At 49.5% G+C, this 19,486-nt stretch carries 9 protein-coding genes; all 9 read left to right on the top strand.

The features are described from left to right. Positions 1–2: 2 nt before the first annotated feature. On the top strand, positions 3–3,083 hold the full coding sequence (locus tag HGH92_RS31195; protein WP_168874766.1) for a SusC/RagA family TonB-linked outer membrane protein: 3,081 nt from the start codon (positions 3–5) through the stop codon (positions 3,081–3,083). 16 nt (positions 3,084–3,099) lie between these two features. Next, a complete protein-coding gene (locus HGH92_RS31190; RefSeq protein WP_168874765.1) occupies positions 3,100–4,866 on the top strand; it encodes a RagB/SusD family nutrient uptake outer membrane protein in 1,767 nt (588 codons plus the stop codon). Between the two features lie 32 nt (positions 4,867–4,898). After that, positions 4,899–5,387, top strand: coding sequence for a CHRD domain-containing protein (locus tag HGH92_RS31185; protein ID WP_168874764.1), 489 nt, complete (start codon positions 4,899–4,901; stop codon positions 5,385–5,387). A 34-nt stretch (positions 5,388–5,421) separates the two neighbouring features. Further along, complete coding sequence (locus tag HGH92_RS31180) at positions 5,422–6,834, top strand: glycosyl hydrolase family 28 protein (RefSeq protein ID WP_168874763.1); 1,413 nt, start codon at positions 5,422–5,424, stop codon at positions 6,832–6,834. 26 nt (positions 6,835–6,860) lie between these two features. Further along, complete coding sequence (locus HGH92_RS31175) at positions 6,861–8,858, top strand: alginate lyase family protein (protein ID WP_168874762.1); 1,998 nt, start codon at positions 6,861–6,863, stop codon at positions 8,856–8,858. Between the two features lie 96 nt (positions 8,859–8,954). Continuing rightward, positions 8,955–13,892, top strand: a complete 4,938-nt coding sequence (locus tag HGH92_RS31170; protein WP_168874761.1) for a LamG-like jellyroll fold domain-containing protein — start codon at positions 8,955–8,957, stop codon at positions 13,890–13,892. A 133-nt stretch (positions 13,893–14,025) separates the two neighbouring features. Beyond that, positions 14,026–16,368: a family 43 glycosylhydrolase gene (locus HGH92_RS31165; RefSeq protein WP_168874760.1), complete on the top strand. Its 2,343-nt coding sequence runs from the start codon at positions 14,026–14,028 to the stop codon at positions 16,366–16,368. 22 nt (positions 16,369–16,390) lie between these two features. Next, positions 16,391–17,998, top strand: a complete 1,608-nt coding sequence (locus HGH92_RS31160) for a glycoside hydrolase 43 family protein (protein ID WP_168874759.1) — start codon at positions 16,391–16,393, stop codon at positions 17,996–17,998. Between the two features lie 70 nt (positions 17,999–18,068). Next, positions 18,069–19,478, top strand: coding sequence for a sialate O-acetylesterase (locus HGH92_RS31155; RefSeq protein WP_247655096.1), 1,410 nt, complete (start codon positions 18,069–18,071; stop codon positions 19,476–19,478). Positions 19,479–19,486: the final 8 nt, after the last annotated feature.

Genomic DNA, 19,486 nt, shown 5'->3' with positions numbered 1-19,486 from the left:
AAATGAAAATAAAGATATTCATGTTGATGTGGTTTTCGCTGATATCCACGGTGGCGTGGGCTCAAAACATCATCATCAGAGGGCGTGTGGTAAATGATAAAAATGAAGCCATTATCGGTGCTACCGTTTCAGAAACAGACAACCGGAAAAACGGGGTCGTTTCTGATGAACAGGGGAATTATACCATCTCACTCAAGCCAGGCGGTGTAAAAAAACTGGTGATCACATGCATCGGTTATCTGCCCCAAACCGTTACGGCAGTAGCAGGCAGCCCTATGCTGGTCCACCTCACGCCGGACGTAAAAGGGCTGGAAGATGTGGTGGTAGTTGGTTTTGGACGTCAGAAAAGAATCACCAGCACCGGGGCTGTCAGCTCTGTAAAAGGAGAAGAGATCAGGTCGGTCCCCACTGCCAATATTCAAAATACGCTTATCGGCCGCCTACCCGGCTTCTTCAGCCAGCAAAGGAGCGGCCAGCCCGGGGCAGACGCCGCCGACTTCTTTATCAGAGGCGTTAATTCCCTCACCGGAGACAACAAACCGCTGATCATTGTGGACGATATCGAGTACGACTATACGCAGCTCTCGCAGTTGAACGTAAATGAAGTGGAATCTGTTTCCATCCTCAAAGATGCGGCCACCACATCCATCTATGGATTAAAAGGCGCCAACGGCGTATTGGTGGTTACCACTACCAGGGGACGTATCGGAAAACCCCGGATCAATCTCACGGCCGAAAGCGGAATTAACCAAACGATCAGGATGCCGACTTTCCTGGACGCATACACCACGGCACTGCTTCGGAACGAGGCAACCATCAATGATGCATACGGCCAGTCCCAGGCCCCGGTCCTGCCTTTCACCCCGGACGACCTGCAGAAGTTTAAAGATGGCTCCGATCCCTATGGCCATCCGAATGTGAACTGGGCAGATGTTCTATTCAAAAAAGCGTCTACCCAATCCCGTTATAATGTAGATGTAAGCGGAGGCAATTCCCTCGTAAGATATTTTACCTCACTGGGATATTTTTCCCAAAATGGTATTTTAAAAGACTTTAAGCCGGTAGGAGATTATGTCAACACCAACTACTTCTACAGGCGCTTTAACTATCGCTCCAATCTTGATATTACACCTACAAAAACGCTGAAGATCCGGTTTGACGTCAATGGCCGCTTTGAAACGGTCAATAACCCCAGCGGCACCGTGGAAAACGCCGGACTCTTTTATGAACTGGGAGCATTTCGTTACATGGCCCCGTATGCCATGCCGGTAACAAACCCCAATGGCAGTTCCAGCTATGCATCACACCAGGGCGCTATCACCAATAACGGCGCTATCAACCCGGCTTTCCGGCTGGCCAACGGCGGATACATCAGAAGTTTCAGGAATAACTATAACATTATTGTAGGGGCAGACCAGCAACTTGATTTTATAACTCCCGGTTTATCTGCCAGGGTAAATATCTCTTATGCCGGTAATAACAATGAGGGCCGCAATCTTAACCGCAGTGGCCTGCCCGCCTATAAATATGACGTTGCCACGAATTCCTATTCCATCAGGGACGCGGGTCAATACCGTATGCTTCCCTATGTAGTTGCTTCTACCAATAGCGCCTTTAATTCTACCACCATCCTTCAGGCCTCTCTTAATTATGACCGCACCATCGGGAGCCATCACTTCACCGGGCTTTTGCTGTTAAATCAGCGGAATTATATAAATGGCGCCGTAATCCCCGTCAACTACCGGGGCACCACCGCGAGGCTGGATTATGATTTCAGGCGTAAATATCTCCTGGGCGTTACCGTTGCCCGTAATGGCAATGACCTCTTCCAGGAAAACAAACGGTATGGCATATTCCCGGCGGTATCATGGGGCTATAACCTGGCAGAAGAACGTTTTTTCAAAAACACGTTCCCGTTTTTCGACATGTTTAAAATCAGGGGCTCCTATGGCCTGGTAGGATCAGACGCCAACTATCCGGGCACAGTGACTTCTGTAATTCAGTATGGCACAACAGGCTCAAACTATTATGGAAATACCACAGTAGAAGGAGCGCTGGTAAATCCCGACGTCACCTGGGAGAAAGAAAAGAAAACAGACCTGGGCCTGGAGTTGAACATGTTCCAGGGCAAGGTGACACTGAGCGGCAGTTATTTTTATAATTACCGCTATGACCAGGTGATTGAACAGCGGGATATTCCTTTGTTGATTGGACAGGACCTTCCCAAAAAAAATGTGGGCATATCAGAGAACCAGGGATTTGACGGGGTGGTCACCTACAGGAACGACAAGGGAAAGATCAACTATTCGATCAGTGCCAATGCTTCTTATGCCGTTAACCGGATTATTTATATCAGTGAGGCGCCGGACTATCCCTACCAGGCAAGAACGGGTACCAGGCTTGGTTTGATCATGGGGTATCATAATATCGGGTTCTACCAGCCCGATGATTTTGATGCGAACGGGAAAGTAAAGAAGGGCGTGGCCGCACCCACCTGGAGCGTTATACAGCCGGGAGATCTTAAGTACGCCGATATGAACGGGGATGGCATCATTAGCGATGCCGATAAAGTCAACCTGTCAAAACCAAATTTACCCACTACCGTTCTGGGTGCTGAATTCACCATCGGTTACAAGGGACTAACATTAAGAGCATTGCTGCAGGGGTCTTTTGGTTATGCCGTACAGGTAACGGCAGAAGGCGCCGGTGATGCGTTCAATGGTAATCTCCGGCCCTGGAACCTGGAGCGCTGGACACCCTCAACTGCTGCTACCGCCACTTATCCGCGCATTGGACTGAACACCAACATCAATAATATCTCTTATCTGACAGTCTCTGATTTCTGGTATGCCGATACCTGGTATGTCCGGTTAAAATCACTGGAGCTGGCTTACCAGATTCCGCGGGGATGGCTGAAAAGCACGAAAGTAGTTCAAAATGCGAGGGTCTATCTCTCAGGGTATAACCTGGTGAATATACAGAACATGGGCAAGTTCCAGCAGGACGCTGAAATTGCCAGCGGCCCCGGTGGCGCCTACCCTAATACCGCAAACTTCAACTTCGGATTGCAACTAAGCTTCTAACGCTAAAAAATCACCTATGATCAGTCATAAAATATACCGCAGAATACTATTGGCAGGGTTGGTTCCAGCCTTCTTTATCACGGCCTGCAAAAAAGACTTCCTGGACCAGAAGACCTTGTCCGCGATTGACGAAAGGGCGGTCTTCCAGGACAGTACCCGGTCACTGGGCGTCATTAATAACCTGTATTCAAACCTGGGATTATCTTTTAACCCGAGAAGATTCAGCAATACAGGACTGGACGCGGCCTGCGACGAATCGGAACCAATCGGCGATCCTACTATTTACACATACAAAATTTCAAGTGGTGGCGTTAATGCCAACAATGCCGACGGAGGGCTATGGAAAACTACGTTTCAAATGGTCAGGGCGGCAAATATATTCATGAAGAACAAAGACAGCATTCCGGTATCGAATGCCACCAAAGACTACTGGACGGGGCAGGTACGGTTTTTAAGGGCATGGTATCTTTTCACGCTGTTGAAACACTATGGCGGCATACCATTGATTGGCAACAAGATATTTGACGGCAATGAAAAAATAGATGTGGCACGCAGCTCGTACGAGGACTGCATCAAATACCTGACCAGTGAGCTGGACGCAGCCGCTGCTTTACTTCCGCTCTCCTATCGCCCGGGAGATGCGAACCAGTTGAAAGTAACGAAGGGCGCTGCTTTAGCCGTAAAAGCCAGGATGCTTTTATACGCAGCCAGCCCGTTGGTCAACAGCGGGCCAAGGGCAAATGACCCTGAACATCTGCTCACATTCCCCGGCGCCGATCCGGAACGCTGGAAACAGGCCTCCGACGCCGCCAAAGCGGTGATCAGCCTGGGCGTGTACAGCCTGTATACCGCTTCCGCCACGCCGCTTTATACACTCTTCCTGCAAAATACGCCGCAAGCAGAACATGTTCTCGTTTACTGGCAACCATGGACGACCGGCAACAATTTTTACGTTGAAGCCAGCGCCAATCCTACTTCCAGAGGAGGCATGAACGGTTGGACAGGAACAAAGTATTTTCCAACGCAGGAGCTGGTAGATGAATTTGATATGATCAACGGGCTTCGGATAACGGACCCTGCTTCCGGTTACCCGGGCATCGGCAATAATATGTATAAAAACAGGGACCCGCGGCTTACCTGTACCGTCCACTATAACGGCGCTATCCGCATTATGGGATCTTTTGGCGATCAACCGGTCAATACCTATACAGGCGTCATCCCGACAGGGAATGCAGCAGTGACCAGTGCGAGCGTTGACGGCATCTATACATCCACCGGCACATTAACAGGATATTTCAGGTATAAGATGTGCAACGGCGGCGGTGGTGAGCTGTACCGGCCGTGGGTAGTGATGCGCTATGCAGAAGTACTGTTAAACGCCGCCGAAGCCACCAACGAATACTATGGCCCCACCGCGGAAATATACGACTGGTTAAAGATGATACGCGCCCGGGCAGGCATCCTCGCCGGCGAAAACGGCCTGTATGGCCTGAAAGCGGGTATGACCAAAGAGGAAATGCGCGAAGCTATCCGGCATGAACGTCGTGTGGAACTGGCTTTTGAGGAACACCGCTTCTGGGACATACGCCGCTGGAAAATTGCGCCCCAGACGGAAAATGCCGAAACACACGGCATGGAGATCACAAGGGCCGCAAACGGAAGTTTCTCCTACCGTGTAATACCGGTACGCAGACATGTGTTTACCGAGGCAATGTATTTCTGGCCCATCCCACAAAGTGAACTGACGAAGTCGCCCGCCTTAAAACAAACACCAGGTTACTGAAAACAGTTTAAAACAATTTTAACAAGCAGCTTATGAAAAGCATGATAACCACGCTTACCTTTATTGCCACACTTTCCATCCTTGCCTGCACAAAAGGCGGATCACTGGAAAGAATAAGTGGTGATCAATATACGATTACCTCCACTGCAAGCGCCCAGCAACTGGTACCGGCAATTGACACCACTTTCGCCGGGACATTTAAAGGCTTTTATGACGAGCAGTTAAACATCCTCACCTTCACCCTGACATGGAAAGACTTGTGGAGAACGGACAAAGACACCATCATTTCAGTAAACTTCTACGGCCCTGCCGGTGCGGCGGAAAACGGCGCCTTAGTGCGTTCCCTCCCCTTTGTCAGCGCAAACAGCGAAGCAACTGTCAATCTCGGATTGGCAGGCTTAAACGGCTTCGGAATGAAAGAGAAAAAAGACTTCCTGGCAGGGGCCTGCTATTTTACCATCAACACCAAAAAGTATCCCAATGGCATCATCAGGGGCCAGTTGGCAGCGATAAAACAATAAAAAAACATACTCATTTAATTCGATTCATCTACATATGCAGAAGTTTATATTCCTTATCTTTTTTGTCTGTATTTATACTTTAAAAACAAATGCGCAGGAACTCATTACCTATCCGGCTCCGAAGGCGGTCGTATACTCCATGCACAATGATGATTACACGGTAAAAGTGCGCAAGCCCGGCGGGGAATGGCAGGACCTGTATGAATACAATGTAAAAGTGGACCTGGACAAACCACAGGATGCGTCTATGGTCTATTTCGATTTTTCCGGCTCTGTAGAAGTATTCGTACAAAAGAATAACGGCAATGTACAGTCAGTGAAGGTACGTCCATCCTCCTATGAAATAAAACCGGTCCTCCATGGGAACAGTATTACGTTTACCTTGACCGGACCCCGGAAACTCTCTATAGAGTTCGACGGCGACAAGCTGCACAACCTCCATGTATTTGCCAATCCTGTTGAAACGTACCGTCCCGATCCCAACGACCCGAACGTGGTTTACTTCGGGCCCGGCGTACACCTGCCCAAAGACCTCCCCGGTGAAGCATTTAACATTCCATCGGGTAAAACGGTTTATATAGCCGGAGGAGCTATCGTGAGAGGGAAACTACTGTGTGACAAAGTGGAAAATGTCCGTATTCTCGGGCGTGGAATCATAGATCAGCCGCAGCGTGGCGTTGAGGTGCGGCACTCCAGCAATGTAACCGTTGACGGGATCATAGTCCTCAATCCGAAGCACTATACCGTCTTCGCAGGCGGATCGGACCACCTTACCATCCGCAACCTGAAATCATTCAGCGCCAGTTCCTGGAGCGATGGGCTGGATTTTATGAGTTGCAGCGACGTTACGGTGGATGATGTGTTCATGCGCAATTCCGATGATTGTATCGCGGTATACGGGCATCGCTGGGAGTTTTACGGTGACGCCAAAAACTACTCCGTTACCAATTCCATTCTCTGGGCGGACGTAGCACACACCATCAATATCGGCGTTCACGGAAACACGGAAAAAACAGGGGACGTCATCGAAAAATTATTATTTAAAAACATTGAAATATTAGAGTTAGATGAAGACGATCCCATTTCCGAAGGATGTATGGCCATCCAGGCAGGCGACATGAACCTGGTCCGTGACGTCCGTTTTGAAGATATACGTGTAGATGACTTCCAGGAAGGGAAACTCCTGCAACTGCGGGTGGCGTTCTATGACAAATACAATGCGGCGCCCGGCAGAGGAATAGAAAATATCTACTTCAAAAACATCAGCTACAACGGCAACAACATCTCCCCTTCTATTATCAATGGCCTGGACAAAACACATCTTGTAAAAAATATAACGTTCGAAAACCTTCGTATCAACGGAAAGCAGGTCACCAACGTCGAAGAGGCCAATATCCAACAGGGGGAGTACACACAAAATATAACGTTTAAAAAATCCGTGAAATGATCAATAGTGATAAAACAAATCTTGTTATGAAATACCCGTTATTCCTGCTGTTGCTTTTTTTTAGCACGGCAGCAGCAGCACAAACTTTTATTCATCCCGGCGGTTTACACACCCAAACCGATTTAGACCGGATGAGAACACAGGTAGCAGCCGGAGCGCATCCCTGGATTGACAGCTGGAACGCCCTGACAGCTCATCCCAAGGCACAAAACACCTACACCGCCGCGGCACAGGCCAATATGGGCGTCAGCCGCCAGCGCGCATCAGCCGATGCTGTCGCCGCCTATCTCAATGCCCTGCGCTGGTATATTTCAGGCGACACCTCCTATGCAGCCTGTTCGCGGAAAATCCTGAACGCATGGGCCTACGCCGTAAACCAGGTCCCCAGCGGACAAGACATCCCCGGGCTGATGGGGATCGCGGTTTATGAATTTGCTGTGGCAGCAGAGATACTGCGTCTTTATCCCAATTGGTCACAGGCAGATTTTAATCAATTTAAAAAAATGATGACCACCTACCTCTATCCGAACTGCCATGATTTTTTAACCCGCCACAACAATGCCTGCATCAGCCATTATTGGGCGAACTGGGATATCTGCAACATCACGGCCATTTTAAGCATCGGCGTATTGTGCGACGACACGGCCAAATTCAATGAGGCCATTACCTACTTTAAATCCGGTGCGGGCAATGGCAATATCACGAAGGCCATTCCTTTTTTACATCCGGGAGGATTGGGACAGTGGCAGGAAACAGGCCGCGACCAGGAACATGCATTGCTGGGCGTGGGCATGCTGGCCACCTTCTGCCAGATAGCGTGGAACCAGGGCCAGGACATGTATGGCTATGACAATAACCGCCTGCTGGCAGGCGCAGAATACACCGCCAAATACAACCTGTGGCAGGACGTTCCGTACTCCACCTATAACAACTGCGATAACGTCCTTAATTTCTGGGCGTCGGAACAAAACAGCGGCGGCAGGGGAAGATTGCAACGCCCCATCTGGGAAATGATTTACAACCACTATGTGGTAAGAAAAGGACTGAGCGCCCCTTACGTAAAAGCCATGGCGGAAGTGAACAGGCCGGAAGGCTTTGAGCACGACGACAACCTTGGCTTCGGCACCTTATGTTATACATTAAATGCAAGTGCGTCACCTTATCCCTCCTCCCCTGCGCCATCGATACCAACAGGGCTGAAAGCAACCGCAAGTGTAGGAAAAGTATGGTTAAGATGGCCCCCGGTGGCTACAGCCAACGGCTATAATGTACTGCGTTCAACAACAAGCGGTGGCCCCTATACCCAGATAGCAACCTTCAGAGGGACTTTTCCGTTATATGAGGACGCGGGTGTGGCCAACGGCACCCGGTACTACTATGTCGTATCTGCCATAAACCAGGCAGGGACCAGCAGTAATTCCCCGGAAGTGAATGCCACTCCGGCCGCTACAGGCACATTGCCTGCCGGCTGGAGCAGACAGGATATTGGAACAGCGGCCACCGCAGGCACTGCCGGATATGCCAACGTAAACAACGGGACTTTCGTGGTAGGTGGTTCCGGCGCCGGCATCGGCGGCACCGCAGATGGATTGGGTTATGTGTATAAAAGTGTAACCGGCGACGTTACAATCACAGCCCGGGTCGCAGAAAGCACGTGGAAGGGCGGCGGTTCGCAGAAAACAGGCATCATGGTCAGGGAATCCCTTTCTGCCAATGCCATTGCTTTTAGCATGACCTCCGGAGACGGAGGTGTCCGTGAAGCCAGATTTGGCAGCCGCACTTCCACAGGCGGCACGATGGGCTTTCAAACCGGTAACGCCTACACGCGCACTCCCACCTGGTTCCGCTTGCGGAAAGCAGGGAACACCATCACCGCCTATCAGTCAACCGACGGGACCACATGGTTTGCCGTAGGTAATCCGGTTACGGTATCAATGGCCAACGCCTATTATGTTGGATTGGCGGTTTCATCAAACAGCTCCAATTTAAACACAGCGACATTCGATAGTATAACGGTAGATTAAATCGGTAGTAAGTGAAAAAAGATTTTTCAAATAGTAAAAGACATTTTCAGCAAGATGTAATGATAACCATTTTAAACCCTCAAAAAACAACACCCTATGACAGACTTTTTTACCAGAAAGACCAACTGCTTCTGGGCAGCAATTTTTATCTTTTTGCTTTCCTCAAATGCAGGGGCCCAAACCTTTGTGCATCCGGGCATTCCTCTTTCCGCGTCGGACCTGAGTGTGTTAAAGGCCCATATACAGGCCGGCGATTATCCATGGAAACAGGCATATGACATCATGGCTGCAGATGGCAAGTCACAGTTGACATATAAGATGCAGGGGCCGTTCGCCACCGTCAGTCGTAGTCCGGACGTTAATCGCGGCCAATGGATGAACGACATGACCGCTGCTTTTTATCAATCCCTTATGTGGTATTTTACGGACAATGAAGCTTATGCCATAAAAGCGAGGGATATTTTAGTGGCATGGGCCAATACCCAAACTCAATTTACCGGACAGTTGGGAAACCTCGACCTGGGAGATTTCGCGTTTGCCTATGGAGGCGCCGCCTCCATACTCCGCGGCACCTGGGGCGGCTGGACGCCAGCCAACACCACCGCGGTACAGAACCTGTTCAATAACGTTTACTGGCCTCCTTCTGGTTGTAATGGTTATGCCCTGGGGCCGGCCAACAAAGGCACATTAAGCATAGCTGCAGGAGCGGTGATCGCCGCATTTTCCGATGACCCGGAAAAAGTGGCGCACATCGTTCACCTGATGAGATACATCGGCGCTACCGGACTAAAAAATACGCTGCCAAGCGGGGAGAATGGCGAAAGCGCAAGAGATCAGGGGCATGCACATGGCATGTGGGGCAACCTGGCTTTTGCCGCTGAAGTGCTATGGAAGCAAGGATTGGACCTCTATTCCGAATTGGATAACCGGCTTCTTGCAACAGGGGAATACTTTTCAAGGAAAAATACCGGCGACTCCATTGGATATATACCTTATGGCACTACTGATGCGCATTATTTAACCGACGAAAGCGGTGTCTGGGACGGCGGAAGATGGGGACTGACCCTGATACACGGGGCCTACATGGTACGTAAAAATCTGGGCTCCGCTTATGTCTCAAAGCGGCTTACCGACATTCCAAGACGGTTTGATCCTGTCTATACCTGGTTTTATAAATCAGAAGACCATTCCACCGCTGTCGTTCCTCCGCAAACCCAAATCGTTCCCGACCCCGGAAAAGCGGGAACAGGCGACTTGACAGATCTGGATATCGGAACGGTTTCCCCCGCAGGAAACAGCGCTTACAATAATAATGTATGGACAGTAACTGGAAGCGGAACGGACATATTAACGCATGCTGCAGATGGCCTGCACCTCGTTTACAAAGAAGTGACCGGAAACTGCTCTATTATAGCCAAAGTAGAAACAATCGGAAAAAGCAGCCCTAATTCAAGAGCAGGGCTCTTGATCCGCTCTGATCTGACGGCGGCCTCCGCGCAAAGAGCATGGATCGCCATTAAATCAGGAAAAAGAGCGGAGGCTTTTATGCATGGATGGACAGAGGTAAGAGGCGGCTCCAACTGGGAAAAAGCGGAAAGACCTGTCCCACAGGATGCTTACTGGGTCAAGATTGAAAGGATCGGAGATGTGATAGGAATGTATTACTCCGCCGATGGCACAAGCTGGGCTTCCGAAGTGCAGGGAAGGTTTGCAGGCTTCACCGGTAAAGCATATATAGGCCTGCTTGTTTGTTCCAATACCAACGGGTCTTTGGATACAGCGACTTTTAGCAATGTAAGTGTGACTGGCGGACAGGGAGGAATCGTTACCCAACCTGAAGCGCCGTATTTCGTATATGCATACCCGGGGGACAACCAGGTGCGCGTAAGGTGGCTTTCATCATTTGGCGCAACAGGCTATACACTTAAACGGGCCAGTTCACCAAACGGAACATATACAACCATCGCGTCCAACCTTCCGGGCAACAGCTTTATGGACAATAACGCCACTAACGGGCAAACCTATTATTACAAAGTATGCGCCACAAACGCCGCCGGCACCAGCGCCGACTCCCCCGCCGATGCGGGCACGCCCCGGGCACCATACGTACCACAAACACTCAATGGCCTGTACCGCATTATAGCCACCCATAGCGGTAAAGCAGTGGAAGTTAAAAACAGTTCCCTTGCTGACAGTGCTCTGCTGGGACAAAAGACCTATTCTTTCTCCAGTAACCAACATTGGACCATTACCCGTAAATCCGGTACCGATTATAAGATCATTAACCTGTTGAGCGGAAAAGCGATGGATGTTACCGGTAATGCCGTCACCAACGGTGCAAGCGTAGAACAGCGGACCTACTCAGACACTGATGACGCCCAGGTCTGGACGATTAAAGACCGGGAAAACGGTACTTTTAGCATCATCGGAAAATCCAGCCAGAAATCGTTGGAAGTACCAGGTTCAAATACCGCGGACGGCGTTGTGATGAATATCAACAGATGGCTTGACGGTGCCAACCAGATCTTCAGGATAGAACCGGTCACCGCATCGGAAATGGACTCCGTGTACCTTCAAAAACTGGCTGAAGCCAAAAAACTCCGCGATACGACAGCTGTCAGCACCACGAATGAGCTGGGTAAATTCCCGGTAGCGGCCAAAGCTCAGTTAAATGACAGCATTACCTATGTGCAGGCGGCCTATAACTCACAGTCAACTGTTACAGAAGTTTGCAGCTATGTGGCCATACTGGAAAATGCCATTAAACGGTATAAAGCTTCCATGTACTATGGAATGAATACCCTTGCTGACGGAAACTACTATCTTCAGCCGCTCCGCAGCGATTCATTCTGGACAAAGAACGAAACCAATACACCATTATTCGGCCTGGCAGATTCCGATCCCCTGCTTCAGATCTGGCATGTCACGAAGCAGGGCAACGGCAGGTATAAAATTGTCTGCCTCAGCGCACCCGCTTCTTTCAGCAATTATATCAATGAGAGCGCACAGTTTGGCCGTAGTGTCACGCCTTACTCGGATGCATGGAATTCCATGAATATTTACTTTAACGGGACGTCTTATGCGGTGCAAAGAGCGCAATCAGCCGGGAACGGTTATTGGTACATTAACGGAAATCAAATAAACTATATCGTTGGAAGCGATAATGATCCCGTTCCCTATAACTTCCCATTCCGTTTTGTGCCCGTGGGAACGGTGCCCATCAATCTGACCGTTGCTGCCGGTGACGCCCAAAACATCTTGGAATGGAGCCCTGTTTTCAATTCCACCTACAACATACAGCGCTCAACCACACCAGGTGGCCCGTACACCACTCTTGCCAACCAGACCGCCACAAGCTTCACGGATACTGCAGTGAGTAACGGAACGGTCTACTACTATATAGTGGCGTCTACAGACAGCACTGCCTTAAGCCCGGAGGTGACGGCATCACCCAATACAGGCCAGATGACTTACCTGAAATTTGATGAAACCAGCGGAATACGCGCTATCGATAGCTGGGGAGCGAAACACGGTACATTGGCAGCTGCAGCAACAAGAGCTGCCGGCAAAGCCGGAAGCGCGCTTAAACTTAATGGTAACGCCAACGCCTATGCGACGTTGCCGGCCGGAATCGTCAGCACCTTGTCCGATTTTACCGTTTCCTCCTGGGTAAAAATGGACGCAATGGCCAACTGGATGAGGGTGTTTGATTTTGGGAACAGTACTACACAATATATGTTCCTCTCTGTTCAGGCGGGAACGACCACGGTAAACAACGTAAGCTCATCCATCGTACGGTACGCCATTAAAAACAATGGCACAGAACTCAATGTGAGCTTCCCCTATGTTTTCCCGTTGAACACCTGGGTACACCTGGCTGTAACACAGTCAGGCGATACTGCCCGACTGTATATTAACGGCAATCTGGTATCTTCCAATACAGCGATCAACATCAAGCCGCAGCAACTCACCCCTGCAGGTACTGCTACAGGCACCTCGTTGAACTACCTGGGGAAATCACAGTTCTCTGATCCCCTCTTCAATGGCGCTATCGATGAATTTAAGATATACAAAAGAGCTTTAAGCGCCGCGGAGATCGCATTTACAGCCTATACGCCCCCCATCGCGCCTGCCAATCTGTTCTACTGTTACAGTCAGTCAGGGACCTACAGCGTTCCCCCGTTAACGATAGCCGATGACTACAGCGCCGCTTCGATAACCTATACTGTGCAAGGAGCCACCTCCCGGAATGGAAACGGCGCAGACGCCAGCGGCACATTCAATGCAGGAAAATCAGTCATTACCTGGACGGTCACGGGCATACATGGTAATGTGAATACCACATCCACCGCTGTAACGGTAAATGCGGCAGTCACCACAAGTATCCCGGATGTGTATGCCATGAATTCGCAGGTAGATCAGAAGAACACTATTTACGCCGGTTACGGGCCTACATCGCTGGAACTGACGGCCAATGCTACCGGCGGAACCGCGCCTTACAGTTATCAGTGGAGCAACGGGCAAACCACTCCGTCCATCAACGTAAATACAGCCGCAGCCTGTACAGTGATCGTTACCGATAACAAGGGATGTTCCTCCACCGCCGCCGTTACCGTTAAAACACTGGACGTCCGTTGTGGCAACAATAACAACAAGATAATGATCTGCCACAATAACAAAACCATTTGTATTTCTTCAGACGCTGTAAAGGACCATCTCGCTCATGGCGACCGGCTTGGTGATTGTACTGCTACCGGTAGCGTGACCGGCAAAGGAAATGAATCACCGGCAACAAACCATCAGCAGGTTACTGTCTATCCTAATCCCGTCGCCGATGTGTTGAATATACAGGTAAGCGGAGTTGAAACCGGATCAGTGATGAGGATATACAACCAGCACGGGACAGAGGTGAAAAACCTGGTAATCACCGGAAAATCCCAGTTTATGTCAGTCCGCGGACTGGCCGCGGGCACTTATTATTTACAGATAAACAACCGCGGAACGCTCATTACCAAAAAAATCATGAAACTATAATTCAGATAACTTCCGGACACAAGGGTGGTGGCGTTCCTGCCACTGCCCCTGTACCCGGAAACTTTTTTGAAGTATGTACCTGTCTTATATCATAACGCTGTACAACTTTTTTATCTTTAAAAAAACAACATGAATGAAAATTGTAAAAACGCTTATTCCTATCGCCATTCTTTTGTTTATATCAGTCGCTTATGCTGTTGCTAAAGACACTACCGGCATTTTACATCAACATAAAATTGACCTGAAAGCCAAACAGTTTTTTCTCTTTTCCTATTTTACAGGACAAGCGGGAGGAGCGCATCTGGCTTTGAGCACTGATGGCCTGCATTGGACACAATTGAATGCCGGACGGCCTGTTATCACTCCACAGGTAGGTTCAGAAAAACTAATGCGTGATCCCAGCATTCATCATGGCAGGGACGGCGTTTACAGGATGGTGTGGACATCCGGCTGGAAAGGAAAAGACATCGGCTATGCAGCGTCGTCTGACCTCATCCACTGGAGCGAACAAAAAACCATCGAGGTTGGCAAAGGTATTGACAGCATCAACAATTGTTGGGCACCTGAGATTTATTTCAATGAACTAAAAGGCGAGTACATGGTTTACTTGTCTTCGAATATCGGGCCATGGAAAAAAGCAGGCTCCGAAGGCAGGATATATTATGTCACTACTAAAGATTTCAAAATATTCAGCGAACCCAAAATATTATTCAGGAATGGTTTCCCTGCAGGTGGCGCGCCCGGGAACAACGGGCCGATAGACGCATTTATCTTCAGGGACAAAAATAAATATCTCCTGTTTTATAAGAAAGATGACAACAGCCGCGTCCCTAATGTATACTACCGTACCGGGAAAACGCCGGAAGGCGGCTGGGGGAAAGAATCCGGCCCTATACGGCCATCAACGGGCGATGAAGGGCCATCAGTTGTAAAAATAGGCGACCGGTACTGCATGTTCACAGACCCCTTTGAAAGTGACTACGCGTACGTATTTATCAGTAAGGATTTAAAGGACTGGCAAAGGGAGGTTACAGATCTGAAAATGTCTCATGGCACCGTACTGGAAATATCCAGGGAAACAGCTATCCAACTACTCCGGCACGACAGTACCGTGAATGATGATACAAATTCAAAAGCCCTTTTGCAGCGGCAGAACCCCTTTGGCCATGCGCTGGTCCCTGATATGATTGCCGATGCCAGCATCCAGGAAATAAACGGCACCTTCTACTGTTACGCGACAACAGATGGATATGACCAGGGACTGAAGACATCGGGGCCGCCGGTAGTATGGAAGTCGAAAGATTTTGTTCACTGGCGTTTTTCCGGCACTTACTTTCCCGCTGCCGTGGGACAGAAATATTGGGCGCCCAGCAAGGCTATTGCCGCCGATGGCGTTTACTATATCTATCCAACAGTGAATGGTTTTATTTATCCGGCCGTTGCCGCCTCTCCGGACGGACCGTTTAAACTGGCAAAAGGCGTTGACAGCTTTTCCGCGACTTTCACGCCGGCCACCCTGTTACAATCCAAAGATCCCAGAGGCCCTGCCGGTATCGATGCGGAGGTTTTTATTGACGATAACGGGCAGCCCTATATTTTCTGGCAACGCCGGTTTGCTGCAAAGCTGCAACGGAGCATGACAGCTATTGATACGGCTTCCGTCATTCAGATTGCCACAAAGCGGCCTGGTTATTCCGAAGGCCCCATCTTCTTTAAACGCAAAGGAATCTATTACTACCTGTATACGCTTGGCGGCGATGAAAAATACCAATATGCCTACGGAATGAGCAGAACATCTCCGCTGGGACCGTTTGAATTTCCTGCAAATGATATTATAGCCACTACCAGTTATGAACGGCAGATCTTCGGCCCCGGCCATGGCTGCGTGTTTAATGTGCCCGGCACAGATAATTACTATTTTGCCTATCTGGAATTTGGCAGAGGAAGCACTAACCGGCAGACCTATGTAAACAAGCTGGAATTTAATGAAGACGGGACTATCCGACCTGTTGACCTGACACTCGACGGGACAGGCGCGCTCCATCCCTTGCCTCCTGAGAAAGAGATCGATGTCATCAGCTCAAAAGCATCCAGTGTTCGTTCCGACATGATCATCAAACCCAATAAGGATTCCCTGTTTAAAAGAACAGAATCCTTTTCGCCGCAGTTTGCTTTCGATCATGCAAACGGCTCCAGGTGGATGGCTGCCGCCGAAGATGCAACACCCTGGATGCTTGCAGACTTAGGCCAACTGCAACCTGTCAAACGCAGCGAAGTATATTTTGTCAGGCCCACTGCCGGGCATGCATACACGCTGGAGTATTCTGCCGACGGCAAAGTATGGAAACCCTGCGGCGGACATCGGCAGGTAATGGTACAATCGCCGCACACCGACAACCTGAACATCAAGGCCCGTTATTTGCGGGTAAAAATCCTGCATGGGCTCAATGGTATCTGGGAGTGGCATATTTACTAAATATCAATGGTTAAATTTTCAGATGGATCGTCTTATATTTTTATCGCTCCTGCTTTGCCTGCAATTATCAGGAGTATGTTCTAAGGCGCAAATGACCGGCAACTGGGGTGACCAGGGAAACGGAACTTATGTGAACCCTGTTCTACCCGCAGACTACAGTGATCTTGACGCTATACGCGTAGGCGATGATTATTATGCCATATCTTCTACCATGCAGTTTTCGCCCGGCATGGTGGTGCTGCATTCCAAAGATCTCATCAACTGGGAAATTGCGGGCCATGTGGTGGATGATCTGACACGAATCAGTCCACAATTGAACTGGGACCGGATGAACAGTTACGGCAGAGGCATCTGGGCCGGTTCCATCAGGTATTACAACAACAAATTCTGGGTGTATTTCGGGACACCCGATGATGGTTTTTTTATGAGTTCTGCCACCAATCCCGCAGGGCCATGGGAACCTGTTCATCATTTATGGAGCGTTAGCGGCTGGGACGATTGCTGTTCATTTTGTGATGACGACGGGCAACTCTATTTTATTGCTACCAATTTTGCTGTAGATCCTAAAAATAATAAGAAATACAATATTCATTTGTTCAGGATGACGCCAGACGGGAAACGCCTCATCATGGAATCTGATTCCATCATACATCAGTCCAATGGCAGTGAAGCAAACAAGCTTTATAAGATCAACGGGCTTTATTACCATTATTTCAGTGAAGTAAAACCGGAAGGCCGCGTCATTATGATGGCACGATCGAAAAATATCTACGGCCCATGGGAGACCCGGCAATTAAATCACGTAGATCCCAAAATGGACAGGGAACCTAACCAGGGCGGATTATTGCAGGCACCTGCAGGTAAATGGTATTTCCTCACGCACCATGGCAGCGGCGGTTGGGAAGGGCGTCCTACGAGTCTTCTCCCGGTTAGTTGGATAAACGGATGGCCGGTCATTGGCAAGCCGGACGCCGATACGATAGGGCGTATGGTCTGGAGCGGGCCCAAACCTATATCCGATAAGAGAAAAATTTCCATTCAGAGCAGCGATGAATTTGATACCGGAAAACTAAACGTGCAGTGGGAATGGAACTATCAGCCACGCGCCGGCAAATGGTCATTAACAGCGCGTAAAGGTTACCTTCGATTGTATGCATTTATGCCCGTTTCTGCCAGGAAACAGGCAAACGTTATACTCCGGGCAGGAAACACGCTTACGCAACGCAGCATGCGCACGCCCAACAACACTGCGACCGTAAGAATCGATGTCAGTCATATGGCAGACGGCCAGTTCAGTGGATTAACACATTTTTCAACCACCAGCTACAGTTTATTTGGCATCAAACAGGAGAATGGAATACGAACTTTAGTGTATGACAACAATGGGAAAGATACTTCAGGCATAACGATCAGCGGGGAATCTGTCTGGCTCCGGTCAACATGGGGCACTGAAGGAATAAGTCAGTACGCTTTCAGCACCGACGGGAAAACCTTTAAGACCGTGGGGAATACTTATCAACTCACCTGGGGCAGCTACCGGGGAGACCGCATCGGTATTTTTAATTTCAACACCAGGGAAGACAACGGATACGTGGATATCGCCTGGTTTCGGTATGACTACAGGAAGTAGGACGAAATGAAAAAATATTCATCTCTTCCTTTTTGTTTGTCGGTTATCATTTTTATATTTAATCCTCAAGATGCTAACCACGATGATAAAAAAACACTTCCTCTACGGACTTCTCCTGTTGATACCCTCTGTACTTCACGCCACGATCAGGCTGCCATCACTCGTAGGCAACAACATGGTACTACAGCAAAACGACAGCGTAACCATCTGGGGCTGGGCCGGCCCTTCAGAAAAAGTTACCGTATATACCGGCTGGGATAATAAAACAGTCACGGCCACTACCAGCGGAGACGCAAAATGGTCTTTGAAAGTGCATACCCCCGCAGCCGGTGGCCCTTATGAAATAAGGCTCAAAGGCTCCAATGAGATCGTACTGAAAAACATCCTGATCGGTGAGGTGTGGTTGTGCTCAGGGCAGTCGAATATGGAATTCAGCTACTACAATGGTATCCGGCAAATAGCAGCAGAACTGCCTGTTTGCAGCAACAATAATATCAGGTTCTTTAACATTCCTAAAACCACGGCCGTATATCCGCAGGATGATTGCCAGGGTACCTGGGAAGTATGCGACAGCAATAGTCTGAAGCCATTCAGCGCAGTCGGATATTTTTTCGGACTGAAACTACAGCAGACGCTGGGAGTGCCGGTAGGCCTTATCAACGCCAGCTGGGGAGGCACACCGGCAGAGGTGTGGGCGCCGGAGCATGTTGTGAAAGGTCAGCCGCAACTGGCTGAAGCTGCCGCCAAACTGTCTCCCGCCGCCTGGTGGCCACATCAGCCAGGTTACGCCTATAACGCGATGATAGCGCCGCTTCTTCCTTTCAATATAAAGGGAGTTATCTGGTACCAGGGAGAAGCAAACGTAAAAACAGCGGCCACCTATGCTCCACTGTTCACCGGCATGATCCAGGCGTGGCGTGATGCATGGCATAAACCACTGCCCTTTTATTATGTTCAGATAGCACCATTCACCTATGACAAGGACCCCGAAGCTGCATTGCTTCGTGAGGCGCAGGCCCAAAGCAGCGCCCTTCCCGGCACAGGGATGGTAGTAGTGTCCGACGTAACGGACAATGTGAAAGATATTCATCCGCAGGACAAAAAAACAGTCGGCAACAGGCTTGCCAACTGGGCGCTTGCAGAGAACTATGGCAAAACAGGATTTGCCTGGAAAAGCCCCGCATTCAAAGATATAAGCATCCGTAACAACAAAGCTGTGGTCCGCTTCAGCAACGTCGCCTCCTCTCTCAAAATCAATGGCAAAGCACCGGTTGCGCTATACGTAGCCGGCGCGGACAAAGTTTTCCATGAGGCCTCCGCGAAGGTGGAAAAAGATGCGCTGATCGTATGGAGCCCCCAAGTGGAAAAACCGGAAGCGGTGAGATATGGTTTCTCCAACACCGCTATCGGTAATATTTTTTCTGCGGAGGGACTGCCTGTCGGGCCTTTCCGTACGGACAACTGGCCGGTGGCACAATAGCAGATAGA

Source organism: Chitinophaga varians (assembly GCF_012641275.1).
Classification (GTDB): Bacteria; Bacteroidota; Bacteroidia; order Chitinophagales; family Chitinophagaceae; genus Chitinophaga; species Chitinophaga varians_A.
This window is presented reverse-complemented; position numbering and strand designations above follow the sequence as displayed.

Bases quoted from the DNA above. Each gene is read 5' to 3' on its own strand.
- HGH92_RS31195 (WP_168874766.1), top strand. From the start codon at position 3: ATGAAAATAAAGATATTCATGTTGATGTGGTTTTCGCTGATATCCACG.
- HGH92_RS31190 (WP_168874765.1), top strand. From the start codon at position 3,100: ATGATCAGTCATAAAATATACCGCAGAATACTATTGGCAGGGTTGGTT.
- HGH92_RS31185 (WP_168874764.1), top strand. From the start codon at position 4,899: ATGAAAAGCATGATAACCACGCTTACCTTTATTGCCACACTTTCCATC.
- HGH92_RS31180 (WP_168874763.1), top strand. From the start codon at position 5,422: ATGCAGAAGTTTATATTCCTTATCTTTTTTGTCTGTATTTATACTTTA.
- HGH92_RS31175 (WP_168874762.1), top strand. From the start codon at position 6,861: ATGAAATACCCGTTATTCCTGCTGTTGCTTTTTTTTAGCACGGCAGCA.
- HGH92_RS31170 (WP_168874761.1), top strand. From the start codon at position 8,955: ATGACAGACTTTTTTACCAGAAAGACCAACTGCTTCTGGGCAGCAATT.
- HGH92_RS31165 (WP_168874760.1), top strand. From the start codon at position 14,026: ATGAAAATTGTAAAAACGCTTATTCCTATCGCCATTCTTTTGTTTATA.
- HGH92_RS31160 (WP_168874759.1), top strand. From the start codon at position 16,391: ATGGATCGTCTTATATTTTTATCGCTCCTGCTTTGCCTGCAATTATCA.
- HGH92_RS31155 (WP_247655096.1), top strand. From the start codon at position 18,069: ATGCTAACCACGATGATAAAAAAACACTTCCTCTACGGACTTCTCCTG.